Raw genomic sequence first — 19,855 nt, 5'->3', positions numbered from 1 at the left:
ATCAAAGTAATATGAGTAGATATTTCATCTAATTCTTTTTTATTTAAAGAATGCTCTCCTAAGGCTTTTTTAAATTCAATTAGTTTTTTAAATTCAACCAACTTCGTATTTTCAGCATCATTTTTATCATATTTTAGATTTTTAAAAAGCATTTTTTCATCTAAATTAATATAAGCTCTAAGTTTTTTATAAGTAATGCTTCCTTTATCTAAGATATGATTTAAAATTTCATTTATTATTTTAGCTAAAAAAACCTCTCCGCTTTCTTTTTCCAAGCTTTTTAGTTCATTAATAATTTTACTTAAAGCTATAAATTCCCAAGCACTATAAGAATTTTTACAAGCTCGTTTTTCATTTTCAAAAAAAGTGCAAGTTCCAACTAAATGCGAAAAATTTTTAAGTGGTCTTTGAAAAAATGCAAGATCTATAATTTCTCTTATAAAATCATCATCATAGCTATGTCCAAATTTTTTTGTTTTTCTAAGATTAATTTTAATTCTTTTTCTAAATCACTTGCTAAAATACAATTTTCATAATTAACTTTTTTCTGACCTTTTTCATTGATTTTAACTTTATTACGTATATTTGTAAAATTTTTTGTGCCTTCTTTGTATTTATGAAAAAATTCTTTATAAAAGTATTCCCCAACACTTTGGTATTTTTCTAATTTTAAAGTATTTATTTTTAATGCACTTAAAATTTTACCTTTTTCATTATCACTTGATTTTTTTTCATTTTTATTCATATAACCACGATGTTTTGCTATGTGTAAAACCACTCTTGCTAAATCTTGTGGAGTTAATTTTTCATTTAAGGCTTTAAATCTTAACTCATAAGGACTAGTTAATTTTCCTTCATAAGCCTTTGGTAACTCTCCATCATTTGCCATATAATCTTTATAATTTAATTTCAATTCTTTAGCAATGATATGTTTTAGAGCAATTAATCTTGATTTTCTTCTCTTAAGACGTCTCCTAGAGCTTCTTGCTTCTCTCCTTGGCAAAGCTAAAGACTCTTTTGTCTTTGGATTTTCAGCTGTAGTAAATATCCTCACACCACAATCTTTTAATTCATTGTTTTCAACAAAAGCCCAGCCTATAGATTTAATACCTATATCAAAACCTAATATTTTTATATTATTACCTCTTAAGAAATTTAATTTATTTATTTTACTCATCTTGAGCAATCAATATCTGATGATTTTTCTATAAAAACTAGAATCTATGAGTAATTAAAAAATACCAAAATAAAAAATCGTCAAAATAATAACAGGAATGATAAATTTAACATAGTAAAACCATATTTTTATCCAAATTGATTTTATTTTTCCATTGTTTGATAATTCTTTGATTGCCTCATCTTTCATAATCCAGCCAACATAAATGCAACACAAAAACGCTGTTAAAACAAAAAGTATATTACCACTTACAAAGTCAAAAGTATCAAAAATATTTTTATTTTTGATGATAGTTATGTCTTTTAATGGTCCATAAGTAAGGATACATGGTAAATTTCCAAGTAAAAAAATACTTCCTAGAGTGAGATTTATAGCAGTATTTTTTGTAAGTTTAAATTTTTCTTCTAAAACATTGATGATAACTTGATAAATTGGCAAACTCGTAGTGAGTGCGGCAATTATTAACAATAAAAAGAAAAATATACATATTATTCCACCAAAAGGTATATGAGAAAATGCTACAGGTAAAGTTTTAAAAACTAAAGAAGGGCCACTATCTGGAGTTAAGCCAGCACTAAATAAAGCAGGGAAAATCATAAATCCGGCTAAAACTGCTATGAGAGTATTTAAAATACCTGTATAAATTGAAGTTTTGATTAAATTTTCATTTTTGTTTAAATGTGAAGATAAAGTGATCATCACTCCAAAACCTAAAGAAAGTGCAAAAAATACTTGCCCTAAAACATCTATGAATAACTTAGGTGTAATTTTAGATATATCAGGAGTTAGATAAAATTTTACACCTTCGCTGGCACCTTCTAAGGTTAAATTTCTTATCACTACAATCAAAAGACAGATAAATAAAAATGGCATAAGATATTTAACGGATTTTTCTATGCCATTTATTATGCCTTTTTTTAGTATGAACCAATTTAATATTACAAAAATTGTTGTAAAAATACCTATTAATAAAGGATTATTTTCTATTGTTAGATTGTAAAAATCGTTGGTGTATTGAGCATTTATGGGATTTGAAAGATCAAATTCTTTAGTAGCGATTTTAAAAATATAAGTTAAAACCCATCCACCTATAACCATATAATAAGCCATAATTCCAAAACTACCTAATAATCCCATATAACCAACGCCTTTCCAAGCTTGATTAATATTATTACCACTAAATGCATCTACTGAATTTAGCATTTTTTTTCTTCCGATGACATTTTCAACTAAAATAACAGGAATACCTATACATATCATAGCTATACAAAAGGTAAGAACATAAGCTCCACCACCATTTTCTCCAACTAGATAAGGAAAACGCCACGTAGCACCAAAACCAATTGTAGCTCCTGCCACTGTTAGTATATATGTAAAAGTATTGCTCCATATTTGTCTTTGCATAGTATTTCCTCGGTAAGTAAAAAGTATTTAAGATAAAAAGTTATAACATTATGCCAAAAAATTAATTATTTTTCATAAAAAATAAAGGATTTTCAATGCAAAAGAAGAAAATTTTATTTTTAGGTGCTGGATATGGTAGTTTATCTGCTATAAAAGCCTTAAATGAAGATTTTTTTACTAAAGCTCAAGTTAGCTTAATCAATAATAATTCTTATCATTATCATACGATTTTGCTACACAAAGTCGCTTCTAATGAAGATATTTTAAGTTCTAAATTTGATCTTTTGCCTTTATTAAATTCTAATATTAAATTGATCCAAGATGAAGTTGTAAAAATAAAAAGAGATAAGGTTATTACTAAAAATGCTGAATATGATTTTGATATTTTAGTTTGTGGTTTAGGATTTGCAAAAGAAACTTTTGGGATTAAGGGTATGCAAGAATATGCTTTAAGTATAGATAATTACGAAAATGCTTTGAAAATTAATGAAGAAATTTATAAAAAAATTAAAAATTATAAATATACGCAAAATAAAGATGATTTAAAAATAGTAGTTTGTGGGGGTGGTTTAAGTGGGGTTGAGTTTATAGCTTCTTTAGCTTTGCAACTAAAAAAAACTTGTAAAAAAGAAAATATTGCTTATGAAGATCTGGAGCTTTTTATAGTAGAGGCTATGGATCATATCTTGCCAATGTTTGATGAAAAATTAGCAAATAAGGCTAGTTTGAGATTGAAAAAATTAGGTGTGAAAGTATATGAAAAATCTAAAATTATAGAATGTGAAAAAAATGGTATAAGATTGGCTGATGAAAATTTTATAAAAGCAAATACTATAATCTGGACAGCTGGAGTAAGAGGAAATAGTGTCATAGAAAATAGTAGTGATTTTCCAAGCGTAAGATCGCGTATTGAAATAGATGAATTTATGCATCCTATAAATATGGAAAATGCCAATAGATATTTTTTTATAGGCGATAATAGCATATTAAAAAATGCAAAAACTAATGCCCCTTATCCGCCAACTGCACAATTGGCTTTAAGGCAGGGTGCTTATGTAGCTAAAGTTTTAATGAATTTAATTGATAATAAAGAAAATAATCAAAAATTTGAATTTATAAGCGGAAATACTCTTTGTTCTATAGGAAAAGATTATGCAGTAGGCACTATATTGCATAAGCCTTTAAGCGGAAAAATAGCCATAAAACTTAAAATTTTTATAGAAAAATTATGGCAATACCAGCTTGAAGGGATTAAAGGTTTTTTCAAATAAGCACATTTTTAAGGCAATTTTTTTATAAATTCTTGTGCATTAACATAGCCGATTATGCGACCTTTTTCTTTTGTATTGTGAAAAAATATCATAACAGGCGGGCCAAAAACATTAAATTGTTTCATCAATGCTAAATCTTCTTGAGTGTTGTTTGTGATATCAATTTGCAAAAGTGTATAGTTGTTTAGTAATTTTTGTATTTTTATATCTTTAAAAGTGTATTTTTCTAAAAGTTTGCAGTTTTCACACCAAGTTGCTGTAAAATCAAGCATAACTGGTTTGCTTGATTTTTGCAATTCTTCGTTTAATTCTTTTAAATTTTTAATCTTTTTAAAAGTTAAATTATGTGGATTTTGCTCTATATTTGTAGAAAAATTTAAGGGTTTGAGTAAGTTTTTTGACCCCATAAATCCACCGATTAAAATGCTTAAACTATAAACTAAAATTAAAATTAAAGATGCTTTTTTAAATTTATCAAAATTATTTTTAATTTCATCAAAAAGCCCCATAAAACTTACAAAAAATACTCCTAATATCCCATAAAGCATTAAAATGATATCTGCATTTAAAATTCTTTCCATTATCCAAATAGCCATAGCTAGCATTAAAAAACCAAAAAACATTTTTACTTTTAGCATCCAAACACCACTTTTTATAAAACCCCCTCCAATACCTAATAATAGCAAAGGCATACCCATACCAAAACTCATTACAAATAAAGAAATTCCACCTAAGAATACATCACCACTTTTAGTAATATACAATAACGCACCAGCTAAGGGTGCTGCTACGCAAGGACCTACAATTAATGCAGATAAAAATCCCATAATTGCTATGCCTGCGACTCCATTTTTATTTCCTATTTTTTTATTAATGTAATTTTGAAATTTAAGAGGAAGTTGTAATTCATAAAATCCAAACATAGAAAATGCAAGTATGATAAAAATACCAGCAAAAGCAATAATAATCCAAACTTGTTGTAATAAACCTTGTATATTTGCCCCTGCAAATCCCACTAAAGCTCCAGCTATAGCATAGGCTAAGGACATAAAAAATACATAGATAAAAGAAAGATAAAAGCTATATTTTTTAGAAGAATTATTTTCTAATTTCATAGTTATTAAAGATGAAAGTATAGGTATCATAGGTAAAATGCAAGGAGTTAAAGAGAGTAATAATCCATAACCAAAAAAAGTTAGCAAAGTGATAAATAAATTTTCTTTGCTTAAGTTATTGGCAATTTGCTCATCTTCACTTGTGTTTTGAAAATGATTTTTAATTAAATTTATATGATACATATTATTTTCTTTACTAAGTTCATAATCAACACTCACTGGACGATAGCATAAACCATTTTCAGAGCAACCTTGATAGGTTAAATTAAGCTTTGCTTTATTTGTTTTTATGAAATCATCTAATAAAAGCTTAGGTATGAAAATTTCAAGCTGATGAAAGATTACTTCTTTATTTTCGCGTATTGAAGTTTGTGGAAAATTTAATAAAGAAGTTATATCATTTTCATTGATTAAGACTTTAGTTTGATCTTTGTAAAGGTAGATTTTATTTGCTAGATTAATTTTTAAAAAAATTCCTTGATCAAAAGAGTGCGTGTTTAGTTTGAATGCTTCATCAAGTTTTAAAATCTCATTAGAAAAAAGTATATTGATGTAGCAAAAAAAAATTAATAAAAAACGCATATTTTTCCTTGATATTATATGATTAAAGATTTTATTTTACTTATTTGTAGTAAATTTAAGTTAAAATTTGTCTTAAGAAAAGAAGTCTTTAAATTTTTATAATATTTTTATCTAAAATAAGGGAAAAATGAGTTTTTTTATCTTAAATCATAAATTTAATGAAGCTAAGAGCTTAAATTTTGTAAATTTTATTATTAATGCTTTTGTTTTGATTATTGTTTTGTTTGTATTTTTTTATCTTATTTTTTTAAGTGCTACTTATAATTTTGATTTTACTAGTTTATTAGAATACAAATACAAAATAATATCAGGTTTTTTTACTACTTTAGTAATTAGTATTTTGTCTTTAATTGTCGGTGTATTATTTGCTTTGATTTTATGCTATATGAGTTTATGCAAAATTATCATTTTTAATATGTTTTCAAGGGTTTATATAGAGCTTATTCGAGGCACTCCTTTACTTGTGCAAATTTTATTAATTTATTATATTTTTGCAGACAGCTTAGGGCTTAATAATCGCTATGTATGTGGAGTTTTAATTTTAGCTTTTTTTTCTAGTGCTTATATTTGTGAAATTTTTAGAGCAGGGATTTTAAGTGTTCATAAAATTCAATATGAAAGTGCTAAGGCTTTAGGTTTGCGTGAATTTGAAATTTATAAAAGTGTAATTTTTCCTCAAGCTTTAAAAAATATTTTAGCTCCATTAAGTGGTCAATTAAGCAATCTTATCAAAGATAGCTCACTTTTGAGTGTTATAGCTATTTCAGAATTGACACAAAATGCCCAAGAAATTAATGCTTTTACATTTTCTACTTTAGAAATTTATATTCCTTTGGCATTGTGTTATTTGATTTTGACTTTACCTATTTCAATTTTTTCAAGAACACTTGAAAAAAAGCTTTCTTAAAAGAAAAATTCAAGTTTTTGTTTTTTAAAAATTTCTTGGATATCTTTTAAATATTTTTGAGCTAAAGTATCAAAAAAGCCATTTTCTTTTGATTTTTGTATGAAATGATTTAATTCCATTTTTAAAGTTTCATTATTTTTATTTAAAGCTATTGCCCATTGTTCTGGATATTTTTCAAAAGGAGTAAAAATCGCCTTAGTTTGTTCTGAATTTTTTTGCCAAGCTTTGTAAATACTCATTTGATCATAGATAAATCCATCAGCTTTTCCTTGAACAACTTCTAATATAGCCGCATTTTCTTTATCAAAAACTAAAATTTCTGCATTTGTTAGATTGTTTTGAGCATAAATATGTGCGCTAGTGCCTCGTTTTAAGGCTATGATTTTTCCTTTTTGATTTAAATCATCGATAGAATTAATATTTGATTTTTTTGCACTTAAGATGGCTAAATTTGCTTTAGCATAAGGGATAGTAAAGTCAAGCACTTTTTTTCTTTGTTCGCTCACGCTCATTGATGACATAATTAAATCAATTTTTTTGCTTCTAAGAGCAGGTATTAATCCATCCCAAGCTATATTTTGAATTTGTAAAGTATAATTATTTTCTTTAGCAAATTCTTTTAAAAAATCCACACTAATACCATTTGGATTTCCCTTAGCATCACTCATTTCAAAGGGAGGATATGCAAGCTCCATACCGACTATTAATTCTTTTGCATTTAAATTAAAAAACAATAAGCATAGTAGTATTATCTTTTTCACTTTTGTTCCTTTAGCATTTTTATAGCTTTTTCATAATCTTCTTTGGTGTCTATACCTATACTTTCACTAGTAATTTTTAACATTTTTATTTTTTTACCATTTTCTAGTGCTCTTAATTGTTCTAATTTTTCACATTCTTCTAAGGTTGAATTTTTAAAAGCACAAAATTCTTTCAAATTTTTAACTTTATAAGCATAAATTCCTAGGTGTGCTTTAAATTTTTCTTTGTATGTAGCTCTTTCATAAGGAATTTTTGATCTTGAAAAATATAAAGCAAAATCATTTGTATCTATTACCACTTTAACTAAATTTGGATCTTGGCTAGCAAATTCATCTATTTCTTTATAGCAACTTGTCATAAAGCTTTGATTATTTTCAAAAGCATATTTGCTAAATTCTTTAAATTTTTTAATACTATCTAATTCTATAAAAGGCTCATCAGCTTGGACATTTATGATAATTTCTTCATCATTGATATTTAAAATTTTACAAGTTTCATTTATTCTATCGGTTCCACTTTCGTGTGTAGTGCTTGTTAATATAGCATTTACATTATATTTTTGTGCTATATTTAATACATTTTCATTATCAACTGCAACATAAACTTCATCAATTTTTTGCATTTTTTTAGCTGTATAAATAAACATAGGCAAGCCATCTATATCACACAATATTTTATTTTCAAAACGACTTGATTTTAATCTTGCTGGTATGATAATCATTGTTTTATCCAATCTATAATAATTTGTTTTAAATCACTAATTTTGCAAGGATTTATCTTAAATTCCTCTTTTTCAAATAAAGAAATAATATTTTTATGTATATTTTGATGAAATTTATTTGCAATTTCTTTCATAGCTTCTTTTTCATTAATACATTCTTTATCAAATAAAGCCTTATACATACTTGGTGTAAATTTACTCCATTGGGCTGTAGAGGTTATGAGGGTAGGTGTATTTAAATTTAGCATTTTAAAACAAGTGCAAGTGTGAGGATCTAAAAGATAATCTTGGTATTTTTTTATATACTGCATACATTCATCATCAGTGCAAAAATCAGCTTCAAAATCTTCTTTTAAGAGTTTTAATTCTTCTTGAGTAAGTTCGTAAAATTTTTGATTTTTTAACATTTGCATTAAATCTTTTGTTCTTTTGTCTTTAAATTTATCAAAAAGTAATCTTTCTATATTAGAGGATATTAAAATATCCATAGCTGGAGAAATAGTTTTTTGCAAAGTCTTATTTCTTAAATCATATTTTCCTGTATTAAAAAATTCGCTTAAAATATTATTAGAATTTGAAGCAATTTTTATTTTTCCAATATTTGCACCCATTTTTTTTGCATAATAAGCCCCTAGTGCATCACCAAAATTTCCACTTGGAATAATAATATCAATCTTTTTATTTATTTTTACACTTGCATAATAATGATAAATAATTTGAAAAAGTATTCTTCCAAAATTTACCGAATTTGCAGCACTAAGATTAAATTTTTCTTCTTTTAGTGTATTTTTAAAATCATCATCTTGCAAAAGAGCTTTTAAAGCATTTTGTGCGTCATCAAAATTGCCTTTAATGGCTATAGATTTTAAATTATTAGCCTTTGTGTGAATCATTTGCAAAGCTTGAGTTTTGCTTGTTCCATTTTCTGGGTAAATGCAAATTACTTTGATATTTTTTTTGTTTTCAAAACTTTTTAGTGTCGCAGGTCCTGTATCTCCACTTGTAGCACACATAATCAAATAAGAATCATCTTTTTTTAGATACTCTAAAAGCACTCCAAAAGGTTGCAAAGCCATATCTTTAAAAGCTCTAGTTGGTCCGTGATACAACTCATTTATATATAAATTTTCATTAATTTTTTTAATATCAATCGGGCAATTTTTATCATCAAAATTTTCATAAGTTTTTAAAGCTTTTTTAAATATTTTTAAATCTAAATCAAAATCAAAAGCTTCTATAATCTTTAGAGCAAATTCTGTATAGTTTAAATTTTTTAATTTTTCAGAATTTAATTTTGGTAAATTTAAAGGAGCATATAAGGCATTGTTTGTAGCACTTGGATTTAATAAGGCATTTGAAAAATTTGAAGTTTCATTGATATTTTGTGTAGAGCATAGCAACATTTTTTTCCTTCTAATTGAAATTTTGTATGTAATTTTTTAAGATTTTTTTAAAATTTTCATCTAAGATAATTTCTAATTTGATTAATTCTATTTTAAAACCAAAATCTTTCACTTTTACATAATCTTTAAAAGTAAGCATTAAAGTATCACAATTGTGTTTTTTTAAAAGTTTTTCTAATTCTTGTTTTTTAAAAGCGTAATGATCAGAAAAAAAATAACAAGCCCTAGCTTTTATAAAATGCTCATAAAGTCTAAATGGTTTAGCTATGGAAGTTATTAAAATAGCTTTTTGATTTTCTTTAACATAAGAATATCGTTTAAAATCTTTTCCTTCATATGCTATATAATCAGCTTGTTTTTCGTAAAATTTAGGCAAGCGATAAGCTCCACTTGGTAGAGTAAAATTAAAAAAAGGCTTATCTTTGCTTTGAAGTAAAATATCAAATTTTTTGATATAAAATTTAGAAAAAGCATCATCTAAAATTATAAGTTTTGCACCAAGTTCTATAGCTTTTTTGATACCAGCAATCCTATCTTCACTAACTATAACTCCATAACACTTATGATTTAAGGCATATTCCATAGCTTCATCACCGCTTTTGTCGATATCACATAATATTTTGTGATTATGTTTTACTACAACTAAACCTTTGCTTTTTCTTTTGTAACCTCTAAGTATAATAAAACTTTTTTCAAATTCAGTAGCTATCGCCTTGCAAACTGGAGTTTTGCCATTGCCACCTATAGTCAAATTTCCTACGCTAATAATAGGGATATTAAAATGAATTTCTTTTTTAATTTTAGTGTTTAAAATAGCTATAAATGCATATAAAAAACTAAAAGGTAAAAGTAGTATAGCTAATAATTTTTGATAAAATTTAGGCTTATAAAAATATTTGTCAATCCAAGTCATTAAAACTCTTTAAAGTAGCAGGAAGCCTTCTTTTAAAGGCATTATTTTGAATGCGTTTTAAAATATCTCTTTTTAATTTTTCATCAAAATGATCTAAATTTTCATTATTTTCTATGGCTTTTAAAATGCTATCAAGCTCTTTATAGGTATAGCCTAAATCATTTTCATCGCTTTGATTAGGCCAAAGATCTGCACTAGGAGCTTTTTTTATAAAATTTTCGTGTAAATTTAAAAATTTGGCAAATTCAAAAATTTCACTTTTATAAAGTGTGGCAAGCGGATTAAAAGCACAAGCTAAATCGCCATATATTGTCCCATAGCCAAGCATAAGTTCGCTTTTATTAGAAGTTCCTACAACAAGGGCATTTTTTAACGCTGAGTAATCATATAGCAAGGACATACGAATTCTTGCTATGAGATTTCCTTTGCGAAGTTTGTTAAGATTTTCACATAGTGGTTCAAAATTTTGCAAAATCGCATCTATGTAAATAATTTTATATTTTATATTTAGGGTATCACAAAGCATAATTGCATCGTTTAGATTCTCTTTTTTAGAGTGTTTTGTCGGCATTAATAAAGCATATAGTTTGTTTCCTACTGCTTGTTTGCAAAGACAAGCTACTAATGCTGAATCTATGCCACCACTTAATCCTAGGATAAGACCTTTATCTTTTGCATTTTTTCTTATAAAATTTATTAATAATTCTTGTAATTTTGTATAATTCATAAAAAATCTTAATAATTAAATTTTTTAATTATATTTTGATTTACTTAAAAGGAAGTTTATATGCGTATTTTAAAATGTCCTTGCGGGCCTTATGAAACAAATTGTTATATTGTTGATTATGAAAATAAACAAATCATTATAGATCCAGGTCAAAATGCCTTAGATTTTATAAAAGAAAATGTTAGCAAACCTATTGCTATTTTAAATACTCATGGTCATTATGATCATATTTTTGACAATGCTAAGGTAAAAAAAATGTATCAAATTCCAATATATATTCACAAAAACGATGAATTTATGTTAAAAGATCCTTTTAATTATGGTTTTGAACATAGCAAGGCAGATGTTTTAATTGATGATGAGAATGAAGTTAAAATTGATGATTTTACTTTTAAATTTCATTTTTTTCCAGGACATACTCCAGGTTGCACTATGATAGAATTAGTAGGCAAAGATGTGATGTTTAGTGGAGATTTTTTATTTTGTAGAAGTATTGGTAGATGGGATTTTCCGTATTCTAATGCAAATTTAATGAAGGAGAGTTTATTGAAAGTTTTAACTTATGAAAAAGATTTTGAACTTTTACCAGGTCATGGTGAGAAAACAACTTTAAAAGAAGAACAACAAGCTATACCAGCTTGGCTTAGGTATTTTAATTAATGGAAAATGTTTTATATATTTTAAGTTTTGTGCTTATTTTGAGTGCTATTTTAAGTTTTTTTAAACCTAAAGAAAAACAAAAAAATAAATTTTTTCATAAATGTCCTTGCTTTAAAGCTGTAGAAAATGGATTGATGAGCAAAATTTGCATTTATACTGGAAGTTTTGGTTTTATGTATTCTGTTCTTTATATAGGTTTTAATGTATATGATATAAGATTACTTGCTATTTTAATCATCTCATTTGGAATTTGGTATTTTGCTTGGGTTTTGAAAAAAGAGTGAATGTATTAATTAAAATGCTAAAATACTTTTTTAATTATCAAAAAAGGTATTAAAATGAGAAAAAGTATAGCTGAATGGTGTGAGCAAGATTTGCTTTTAATTTCCTTGCCTCATAAAAATAGTGATTGGAAGTTTTATTTAGAAGATATTTTAAAAGCTTACGAAGAGTTTATCAAAGTAGTAGCTAGATTTCAAAAAATATTACTTATAGCACCAAATGAAGATGATTTTAAAAGATTTCAAAATATCAATAATGTAGATTTTTTTCAATGTCAAACTAATGATACTTGGATTAGAGATTTTGGTGCTATTGATGTTTATGAAGATGAGAAATTATTGGCACTTGATTTTACTTTCAATGCTTGGGGGGATAAGTTTCAAAGCTCCTTAGATAATGCTGTAAATTCTAAGCTTTTTAAGAGTAAATTGCAAGGAAAATTAGAAAAAGTGGATTTTATTTTAGAGGGTGGAAGTATTGATTTTAATGGTCAAGGAGTAATGCTTACAACTAGTGCTTGTTTGCTAAATGAGAATCGAAATTCTAATTTAAAAAAAGATGAAATTGAAAAGCAATTAAAAGATATTTTTGGTTTAGAAAAAATTATATGGTTAGATTATGGCTATATAAGAGGTGATGATACAGACTCTCATATAGATACCTTAGCTAGATTTATAAATGAAAAAACAATTGCATATTGTGTTTGTGAAGATGAAAAAGATGAGCATTATGAATCATTAAAAGCTATGGAAAAGGAGCTTAAACAAAGTGGATATGAGCTTGTTGGTTTGCCAATTCCTAAGCCTATTTACTATGAGGGTAAAAGATTAGGTGCTACTTATGTAAATTTTGTGTTTATTAATGGTGCTTTGATTGTTCCAACTTATAATGATGAAAATGATAAGATCGTTATAGATAAATTACAAAAAATATGTAAAGATCGTGAGGTGATTGGGGTAGATGCAAGGGTATTTTTAAGACAAAATGGATCTTTGCATTGCTCGTGTCAAAATCGTTTTCAAGGCCAAAGATGAATTTACAAAAAAAGGCCACAATAATTGCTAGTATTTGTGCTATATTTTTAGCAATTATTAAATTTATAGTAGGATTTAGTTCAGGATCCATTGCTATACTTGCAAGTGCTATTGATTCTTTAGTGGATTTTACTATTTCTATTTTAAATTTTTTAGCTTTAAAAAAAGCCTCGCAAAAATCAAATAAAAAATATAATTTTGGATTTTCAAAAATAGAAGCTTTAATGGGTTTGTTTGAAGGTGCCACAATTTTGACAATAGGCATTTATATTTTGTATAAAAGTATAAAAAAAATTTATAATCAAGAAGATATAACAGATTTAAATTTGGGTATTTTTGTTATGATTTTTGCTTTAGTTGTAACTTTTATCTTAGTTTTATTTCTCTCTTATGTAGCTAAAAAAACACAAAGTTTGATTGTAGAATCTGATTGTTTGCACTATAAAAGTGATGTTTTAACAAATTTTCTCACACTTTTGGCTTTGATAATTATTTATTTTACGGAATTTTATATAATTGATGCTATTTTTGGGATATTGGTGAGTTTTTATATAGCTTTTTCAGCACTTAAGATTATTAAAAAAAGCTTAGAATTTTTAATGGATAAAGCTTTATCAGATGAGATTGTAGCTTGGATACAAACTTGCATACAAAAACATCCTGAAGTTGTGAGTTTTCATCAATTAAAAACGCGTCAAAGTCCTGATAAAAATTATCTTAGTGTGCATTTAGTGTTTTGTCCTATAATTTCTTTACTTGATGCACATAAGATTGCAGATGATATAGAAGATAAAATTAGACAAAATTACAAAAATAATAAATGGGATATTCAAATTCATCTTGATCCTTATGATGATTCAGACAAGGAAAGGATAAAAAATGAAAATAGCTTTGATACAGCACAAATTTAATCAAAACAAAAAAAATACTATAGAAAAAACTTGTGAGCTTATAGAGCAAGCAGTTATGCAAGATGCTAAATTAGTTTGCTTGCAAGAGCTTCATCAAACACAATATTTTTGTCAAAGTGAAAATGTTGATTTTTTTGATTTGGCAAATGATTATGAAAAAGATGTAAAATTTTGGTCAAATATTGCTAAAAAAAATAATATAGTTTTAGTTAGCTCTTTATTTGAAAAAAGAAGTGCTGGACTTTATCATAATACTAGTGTGGTTTTTGAAAAAGATGGCACTATCGCTGGTAAATATCGTAAAATGCATATACCTGATGACCCTTGTTTTTATGAGAAATTTTATTTTACACCTGGAGATTTAGGTTTTGAGCCTATAAATACTAGTGTTGGAAGACTTGGGGTTTTAATTTGTTGGGATCAATGGTATCCAGAAGCTGCTAGGATAATGGCTTTAAAAGGAGCTCAAATTTTAATTTATCCAACAGCTATTGGGTGGTTTGATAAAGATAGCGAAGATGAAAAACAAAGACAATTAAACGCTTGGATAGGAGTGCAAAGAGGCCATGCTATAGCAAATGGCTTGCCAGTGGTAGCGGTTAATAGAGTCGGGTTTGAAAAAGATGAAAGTGGGGTAGAAGAAGGTATAAGATTTTGGGGAAATTCTTTTGTTTTTGGTGCTCAAGGAGAAGAGCTTTTTATGGCAAATTCAAGTGATGAAATTTGTCAAGTAGTAGAAATAGATATGAAAAGATGTGAGAATGTCCGCAGATGGTGGCCATTTTTGCGTGATAGGCGTATAGATTATTTTAATGATTTAAATAAAAGATTTGTTGATTAAAGGATTAAAATGAGTAAAAAAGTATTAGTGCCTTTAGCTAAAGGATTTGAAGAGGCTGAATTTATAGGTATTGTAGATGTTTTAAAAAGAGCAGGGCAATTAAGCGGAAATTTAGAAATCATTATAGCTTCCTTAGATGATGAGCTTTTGGTTAAGGGTGCAAATGGAATTTGCATTCAAGCTGAAACAAGATTAGCAGAAGTTAAAAATATATCTTTAGATGCTATTGCTATGGCTGGTGGTCTTGAAGGTATGATGAATCTTAAAAATAATGATGAAATTATTAAAATCATAAAAGAGCTTTATGCAAATAAAAAAATAGTAGCAGCAATTTGTGCTTCACCAATAGTCTTAGCAAAAGCAGGAGTAATTAAGGGGGAATTTTCTTGCTATCCTGGATGTGAAATCGGTATTGATGGGACTAGAATTTCAAAAGCTGTTGTAGTAAATGAAAACGTTATCACTTCAGCAGGACCAGCTACAGCTATATTGTTTGGATTAGAGCTTGTTAAACATCTTTGTTCGATTGAAATTTATGAAAAACTCTATGAAGGAATGCTTGTAGCTTTGACAAAATAAACCCTCAAAAAATGAGGGTTATGAATTTACATTTTTTTTATAAGTTTAACAATTTCTCCCTCATAAGGAAACCTATCAATTTCGCAATTAAATAGATCTTTTTTTGAGTAAATTATTTTGCCATCTATTTCGACAATAAAATGCCCTCCATCGCTTTTTATTTTTGAAATTTGTGCATTTTTAAATTCATTTTGTATTTCTTCTGCAACCCTTGCAGCTTGTGGTTTGTAATTTCAAACATTGCAAAAATAAATTTTTACTTCCATAATATTTCCTTTTTTGACAAAGTGTTATATTATACATTTTTTTTTATAATTATAAAAAAAATATAAGGTAGTAGTATGAGTCAATTTACGCATTTGCATTTGCATACTGAATATTCTTTGCTTGATGGAGCAAATAAACTCAAAGAGCTTGCTAAAACTTTAAAGAGTCAAGGAGCTACAAGTGTTGCTATGACTGATCATGGAAATATGTTTGGTGCTATTGATTTTTATAAAACTATGAAAGCTGAAGGTATTAAGCCTATTATAGGACTTGAAGCTTATTTGCATAATCACGATGATTTAAGTGATAAAAGTTCAAGACAGCGTTTTCACTTATGTTTATATGCTAAAAATGAAATTGGTTATAAAAATTTAATGTTTTTGAGCTCTCAAAGTTATATACATGGTTTATATTATTACCCAAGAATTAATAAAAAAATATTAGAGAAGCATAAAGAGGGATTGATTTGTTCTTCAGCTTGTTTGCAAGGAGAGATTAATTGGCATTTAAATACTAACAATGAAAGAAATATCAAATTTGGTGCTAAAGGTTATGAAGGCGCTAAAGAAGCTGCTATGTGGTATAAGAAAGTTTTTGGAGATGATTTTTATCTTGAAATTATGCGTCATGGTATTGGTGATCAAAAATTTATAGATGAGTCTATTCTTAAGCTTTCTAAAGAACTTGATATAAAAATTATAGCCACAAATGATACGCACTATACTTTTAAAGAAAGAGCTGCTGCACACGAAGTATTTATGTGTATTGCTATGGGTGTTAAGCTTGATGATCCAGGGCGTTTAAGACACGAAGTTCATGAATTTTATGTTAAAACTCCTGAACAAATGAGTGAGCTTTTTGCAGATATCCCAGAAGCCATTGAAAATACTCAAGAAGTAGCTAATAAATGTAATTTAGAATTAAAACTAGGAGATCCAACTCCGCCAAATTTTAAATTCACAAGAGAATATGCTAAAAAATATAATTTAAAATTAATAGAAGAGGGCAAAGAATTTAGTTTTGAAAACGATGATATAGTATTTGAGTATCTTTGTAAAAAGGGTTTAGAAGAAAGACTTCAATTTATCGATGAAAATAAACACAAAGAATATAAAGCTAGACTTGAATTAGAAATAAATATTATTAAAAATATGAAATTTTCAGGTTATATGCTTATAGTCCATGATTTTATCATTGCTGCTAAAGAAAAAGATATACCTGTTGGACCAGGTAGGGGAAGTGCAGCTGGGAGTTTAGTTTCTTATTGCTTAAAAATTACAGATTTAGACCCTATACCTTTTAATCTTCTTTTTGAGAGATTTTTAAATCCTGAACGTGTTTCAATGCCTGATATTGATATAGATTTTTGTCAAGATAGACGTGGCGAGGTTATTGATTATGTTATTGATAAATATGGATCTGAAAAAGTAGCTCAAGTTATTACTTTTGGTAAGCTTTTAGCAAAAGGTGTGATTCGAGATGTAGCAAGAGTTTGTGATATGAGTATTTCTGATGCTGATGCCTTAGCTAAATTAGTGCCTGAAGAATTAAAGATTACTTTAGATAAAGCTTATGAGCAAGAACCAAAAATAGCTGAATTTATTAATTCTCATCAAAAAGGACAGCAAGTATGGGATTTTGCAAAGGCTTTAGAGGGATTAAATAGAAATGCAGGTATGCACGCAGCTGGTGTGGTAATATCTAATGAGCCTTTATGGAATAAAACTCCGCTTTTTAGACAAAGTAAAAATGATGAAAGACATTTAGTAACGCAGTATTCTAAAGAATATCTTGAAGATGTGGATTTAATTAAATTTGACTTTTTAGGGCTTAAAACTTTAACGGTGATTGATAATGCTATTAAACTTATAAAAAGAAGATATAACAAAGATGTTATTTGGGAAAAAATTGATGTAAATGATGCTAAAGTTTATAAAACAATACAAAGTGGTAATACTTTAGGAATTTTTCAAATAGAATCAAGTGGTATGCAAAGTTTAAATGCTAGATTAAAGCCTGAAAGATTTGAGGATTTAATAGCAGTTTTAGCACTTTTTAGACCAGGTCCTTTAGGAAGTGGAATGGTTGATGATTTTATAGAAATTAAACACGGCAGAAAAGCTGCTACTTACGCATTTGATGACTTAAAACCTATACTTGAAAATACTTATGGAATTATAGTTTATCAAGAGCAAGTTATGCAAATAGTGCAAAAGATAGGGGGTTTTTCTTTAGGTGGGGCTGATAATGTGCGTCGTGCTATGGGTAAGAAAAAAAAAGAAATTTTAGATAATCTTAAAGCAGAATATTTAGAAGGTGCTAAAAGACAAGGTTATGATGAAAAAAAGGCTGATGATTTATTTGAGCTTATTTTAAAATTTGCTGAATATGGCTTTAATAAATCCCATTCTGCTGCTTATGCACTTATTGCTTTTCAAACAGCATATTTAAAGACTTATTATCCTAGTGAATTTATGGCTGCACTTTTAACAAGTGAAGAAAGTAATGTAGATAAGGTTGCAAAATATATTGAAGAAATGAAGAGAATGGATATTAAACTTTTGCCACCAAATATAAATAAAGCTCAAAGAGAATTTAGTGCTATTAAACTTGATGATGGAAGTGAAGCTATTATTTATGGACTTGGAGCTATTAAAAGTGTGGGAATTCCTGCGATTGAAAATATTATAGCTGTGCGTAGTGAAGGTGGATTTAGTGATTTTAATCATTTTGTGAGTTTGATTGATCCTAGTAAGATTAATAAAAAGACTATTGAAAGTTTAATCAAAGCTGGAGCTTTTGATGAATTTAAATACACTAGAAAATGTTTGATTGATAATCTTGAGCTTATAAGCGAAATGAGTAAAAAGATTGCAGAAGTTAAAAGAAATTCTACTGCTTCACTTTTTGGAGAAGATGAAATCGCAGGAGATATTAAAGTAGAAATTCGTGAAAGTAAAGATGAATTTGAGCTTATGGAAAAACTTAATTACGAAAAAGAAATGCTTGGAATTTATGTATCTGGTCATCCTTTAGATAAATTTGCTTTGCAAATGCAAGGGATTGATTATTATAAAAGTGTTGATTTTGAAGAATTAAAAAATGAGGGTGAAATTTTATCCATAGGAAAAATTGAAGATTTTAAATCTTTAATGAGTAAAAATGGAAAAAGATATGCAAAAGCTGTGATTTTAGATCTTTATTCTTCTTTTGAAATTATCATTTTTGAAGCTCAAGTTGAAAAAATAGAAAAGATTTTTAAGGAAAATCAAGATGAGGTTTTTGCATTTTTACTTAGATATAAAAATAACGAAAGTGATTTGAGTTTTAATTTGAATGAAATTTATACTTTAGAAGAAGTTAAACAAAATGAAGTTAAATCAATTACTAAAAGAAAAAATTTTGCTAAGAAAAATTCTGACAAAGAATACACTCAAGAGCCTATGACTTTTGAGGAAAATATTATAGAACTTGATATTAATAAGCTTAGCAAAGATATGGTATATGAAATTTATTCTTTAGCAAATTCAAAACACAATCCAAAAAATGCAAATAACAAAAAACTTGTCTTAAAAGTGCTTGATGCTGGGAGTTGCTTGCTTTATCATACAGGTTTTGTAATTTCACAAGAAGATATAGAAGTAATCTCACAAAAATATAAATAAGGAAATAAGATGTTTGAAAGTAAAAATTTTTTTATAGACTCTTGCGATGATATGGAGCTTAATATAAAAAGAGAAAGTAAGCTTGAATTTAAACTTACTTATGATAATGAAAAAGAAATTAAAACTATAATTTGTCTTATAAATGGCTTGGGTGATGATATTAATGATGATTTATATCTTAGTGAGTATTGTGCTAGAAATTTTGATGTTGCGGTTTTAAGTGTGAATTATCATTGTATAGGAAATCGTTTAAAAACTGGTGCGGAATTTTATGTAGATGAGATAGATAAATTGATTTTAAAAACAAGTTTAGAGGCTATAAGGTTAAACATTCCTGTAGATATTGAAAATATCAACACCTACGATGATTTTTACAATGTTGTAGATATTATTAATAAATTGATAGAAAAATTAAAAAAAGAGCAATATTTTGATGAACAATATAGAATGTATTTAAGTTTAGGTTTTAAACCAGCAAGGAATGAGTATCAAAATTTTGGCATTATGCAGGCTATGGATATTATAAATGCTTTATTATATGTTAAAGCAAATATAGCTCTTAGCACAACGGGGGGGGGGATTAAGAGTATTTTAATTGGAGCTTCTCATGGTGGATATTTAGCAAATTTGTGTG

Annotated in this window: 20 protein-coding genes; 10 read left to right on the top strand and 10 right to left on the bottom strand. The window is 27.1% G+C overall.

Annotation, left to right across the window (positions count from 1 at the left end):
- The 3 genes from QZ429_RS05480 to QZ429_RS05470 form a co-directional block, all read right to left on the bottom strand.
- The coding region (locus tag QZ429_RS05480) for a hypothetical protein (protein WP_291952645.1) at window positions 1–275 on the bottom strand (275 nt) is incomplete at its 3' end.
- A gap of 161 nt (window positions 276–436) precedes the next feature.
- Entirely contained in the window at window positions 437–1,177 is a 741-nt protein-coding gene (cas9, locus tag QZ429_RS05475; RefSeq protein WP_291952644.1) for a type II CRISPR RNA-guided endonuclease Cas9, read from the bottom strand.
- Between the two features lie 54 nt (window positions 1,178–1,231).
- Window positions 1,232–2,581 carry a sodium-dependent transporter gene (locus QZ429_RS05470; RefSeq protein WP_291952642.1) on the bottom strand — a complete coding sequence of 450 codons (1,350 nt, stop codon included), beginning with the start codon at window positions 2,579–2,581 and terminating at the stop codon, window positions 1,232–1,234.
- 95 nt (window positions 2,582–2,676) lie between these two features.
- Between QZ429_RS05470 and QZ429_RS05465 the strand changes: the two genes are divergently transcribed.
- Window positions 2,677–3,852: an FAD-dependent oxidoreductase gene (locus QZ429_RS05465; RefSeq protein WP_291952640.1), complete on the top strand. Its 1,176-nt coding sequence runs from the start codon at window positions 2,677–2,679 to the stop codon at window positions 3,850–3,852.
- A gap of 8 nt (window positions 3,853–3,860) precedes the next feature.
- On the opposite strand, the gene QZ429_RS05460 is transcribed toward QZ429_RS05465, so the two are convergent.
- Window positions 3,861–5,549: a protein-disulfide reductase DsbD gene (locus QZ429_RS05460; protein ID WP_291952638.1), complete on the bottom strand. Its 1,689-nt coding sequence runs from the start codon at window positions 5,547–5,549 to the stop codon at window positions 3,861–3,863.
- Window positions 5,550–5,676: 127 nt separating this feature from the next.
- On the opposite strand from QZ429_RS05460, the gene QZ429_RS05455 reads away from it, so the two are divergent.
- A complete protein-coding gene (locus tag QZ429_RS05455) occupies window positions 5,677–6,456 on the top strand; it encodes an amino acid ABC transporter permease (RefSeq protein WP_366559241.1) in 780 nt (259 codons plus the stop codon).
- Here the strand turns inward: QZ429_RS05455 and QZ429_RS05450 are convergent.
- The 5 genes from QZ429_RS05450 to QZ429_RS05430 are packed head-to-tail and all read right to left on the bottom strand — an operon-like array spanning window position 6,453 to window position 10,982.
- Window positions 6,453–7,217 carry a transporter substrate-binding domain-containing protein gene (locus QZ429_RS05450; protein ID WP_291952636.1) on the bottom strand — a complete coding sequence of 255 codons (765 nt, stop codon included), beginning with the start codon at window positions 7,215–7,217 and terminating at the stop codon, window positions 6,453–6,455. The two genes, QZ429_RS05455 and QZ429_RS05450, sit on opposite strands and share 4 nt — an antisense overlap.
- The gene (gene kdsB, locus QZ429_RS05445; protein ID WP_291952634.1) at window positions 7,214–7,939 is read right to left on the bottom strand and encodes a 3-deoxy-manno-octulosonate cytidylyltransferase; all 726 of its coding nucleotides are present in this window, start codon (window positions 7,937–7,939) and stop codon (window positions 7,214–7,216) included. The genes QZ429_RS05450 and kdsB overlap by 4 nt, the downstream gene beginning before the upstream one ends.
- The gene (gene thrC / locus QZ429_RS05440; protein ID WP_291952632.1) at window positions 7,936–9,342 is read right to left on the bottom strand and encodes a threonine synthase; all 1,407 of its coding nucleotides are present in this window, start codon (window positions 9,340–9,342) and stop codon (window positions 7,936–7,938) included. Before thrC ends, kdsB begins: the two co-directional genes overlap by 4 nt.
- A 10-nt stretch (window positions 9,343–9,352) precedes the next feature.
- Entirely contained in the window at window positions 9,353–10,255 is a 903-nt protein-coding gene (locus tag QZ429_RS05435) for a tetraacyldisaccharide 4'-kinase (protein ID WP_291952630.1), read from the bottom strand.
- Window positions 10,242–10,982, bottom strand: coding sequence for an NAD+ synthase (locus tag QZ429_RS05430; protein WP_291952628.1), 741 nt, complete (start codon window positions 10,980–10,982; stop codon window positions 10,242–10,244). Before QZ429_RS05430 ends, QZ429_RS05435 begins: the two co-directional genes overlap by 14 nt.
- 60 nt (window positions 10,983–11,042) lie before the next feature.
- Here QZ429_RS05430 and QZ429_RS05425 point away from each other — a divergent pair, with 60 nt between their 5' ends.
- The 6 genes from QZ429_RS05425 to QZ429_RS05400 are packed head-to-tail and all read left to right on the top strand — an operon-like array spanning window position 11,043 to window position 15,289.
- Window positions 11,043–11,642, top strand: coding sequence for an MBL fold metallo-hydrolase (locus QZ429_RS05425; protein WP_291952626.1), 600 nt, complete (start codon window positions 11,043–11,045; stop codon window positions 11,640–11,642).
- On the top strand, window positions 11,642–11,926 hold the full coding sequence (locus tag QZ429_RS05420) for a hypothetical protein (RefSeq protein WP_291952624.1): 285 nt from the start codon (window positions 11,642–11,644) through the stop codon (window positions 11,924–11,926). Before QZ429_RS05425 ends, QZ429_RS05420 begins: the two co-directional genes overlap by 1 nt.
- A gap of 54 nt (window positions 11,927–11,980) precedes the next feature.
- Entirely contained in the window at window positions 11,981–12,958 is a 978-nt protein-coding gene (locus QZ429_RS05415; protein WP_291952622.1) for an agmatine deiminase family protein, read from the top strand.
- Window positions 12,955–13,869, top strand: coding sequence for a cation diffusion facilitator family transporter (locus QZ429_RS05410; RefSeq protein ID WP_291952619.1), 915 nt, complete (start codon window positions 12,955–12,957; stop codon window positions 13,867–13,869). Before QZ429_RS05415 ends, QZ429_RS05410 begins: the two co-directional genes overlap by 4 nt.
- On the top strand, window positions 13,838–14,710 hold the full coding sequence (locus QZ429_RS05405; protein WP_291952618.1) for an N-carbamoylputrescine amidohydrolase: 873 nt from the start codon (window positions 13,838–13,840) through the stop codon (window positions 14,708–14,710). Before QZ429_RS05410 ends, QZ429_RS05405 begins: the two co-directional genes overlap by 32 nt.
- A 9-nt stretch (window positions 14,711–14,719) precedes the next feature.
- The gene (locus QZ429_RS05400; protein WP_291952617.1) at window positions 14,720–15,289 is read left to right on the top strand and encodes a DJ-1 family glyoxalase III; all 570 of its coding nucleotides are present in this window, start codon (window positions 14,720–14,722) and stop codon (window positions 15,287–15,289) included.
- 26 nt (window positions 15,290–15,315) lie between these two features.
- Here QZ429_RS05400 and QZ429_RS05395 read toward each other — a convergent pair whose 3' ends face one another.
- Window positions 15,316–15,555 carry a SelT/SelW/SelH family (seleno)protein gene (locus QZ429_RS05395; RefSeq protein ID WP_291952616.1) on the bottom strand — a complete coding sequence of 80 codons (240 nt, stop codon included), beginning with the start codon at window positions 15,553–15,555 and terminating at the stop codon, window positions 15,316–15,318.
- Between the two features lie 75 nt (window positions 15,556–15,630).
- Between QZ429_RS05395 and dnaE the strand changes: the two genes are divergently transcribed.
- Both dnaE and QZ429_RS05385 read left to right on the top strand, forming a co-directional pair.
- Window positions 15,631–19,221, top strand: a complete 3,591-nt coding sequence (gene dnaE / locus QZ429_RS05390) for a DNA polymerase III subunit alpha (RefSeq protein WP_291952615.1) — start codon at window positions 15,631–15,633, stop codon at window positions 19,219–19,221.
- 9 nt (window positions 19,222–19,230) lie between these two features.
- Window positions 19,231–19,855, top strand: a 625-nt coding sequence (locus QZ429_RS05385; RefSeq protein ID WP_291952613.1) for a DUF2920 family protein, incomplete at its 3' end; no start/stop codon positions are given.

The sequence above is a fragment of the Campylobacter sp. genome (assembly GCF_020024835.1).
In the GTDB taxonomy this organism is placed as follows: Bacteria; Campylobacterota; Campylobacteria; order Campylobacterales; family Campylobacteraceae; genus Campylobacter_D.
Note: the sequence above shows the minus strand (reverse complement) of the source record. Positions and strands in the feature narration are given on the sequence as shown.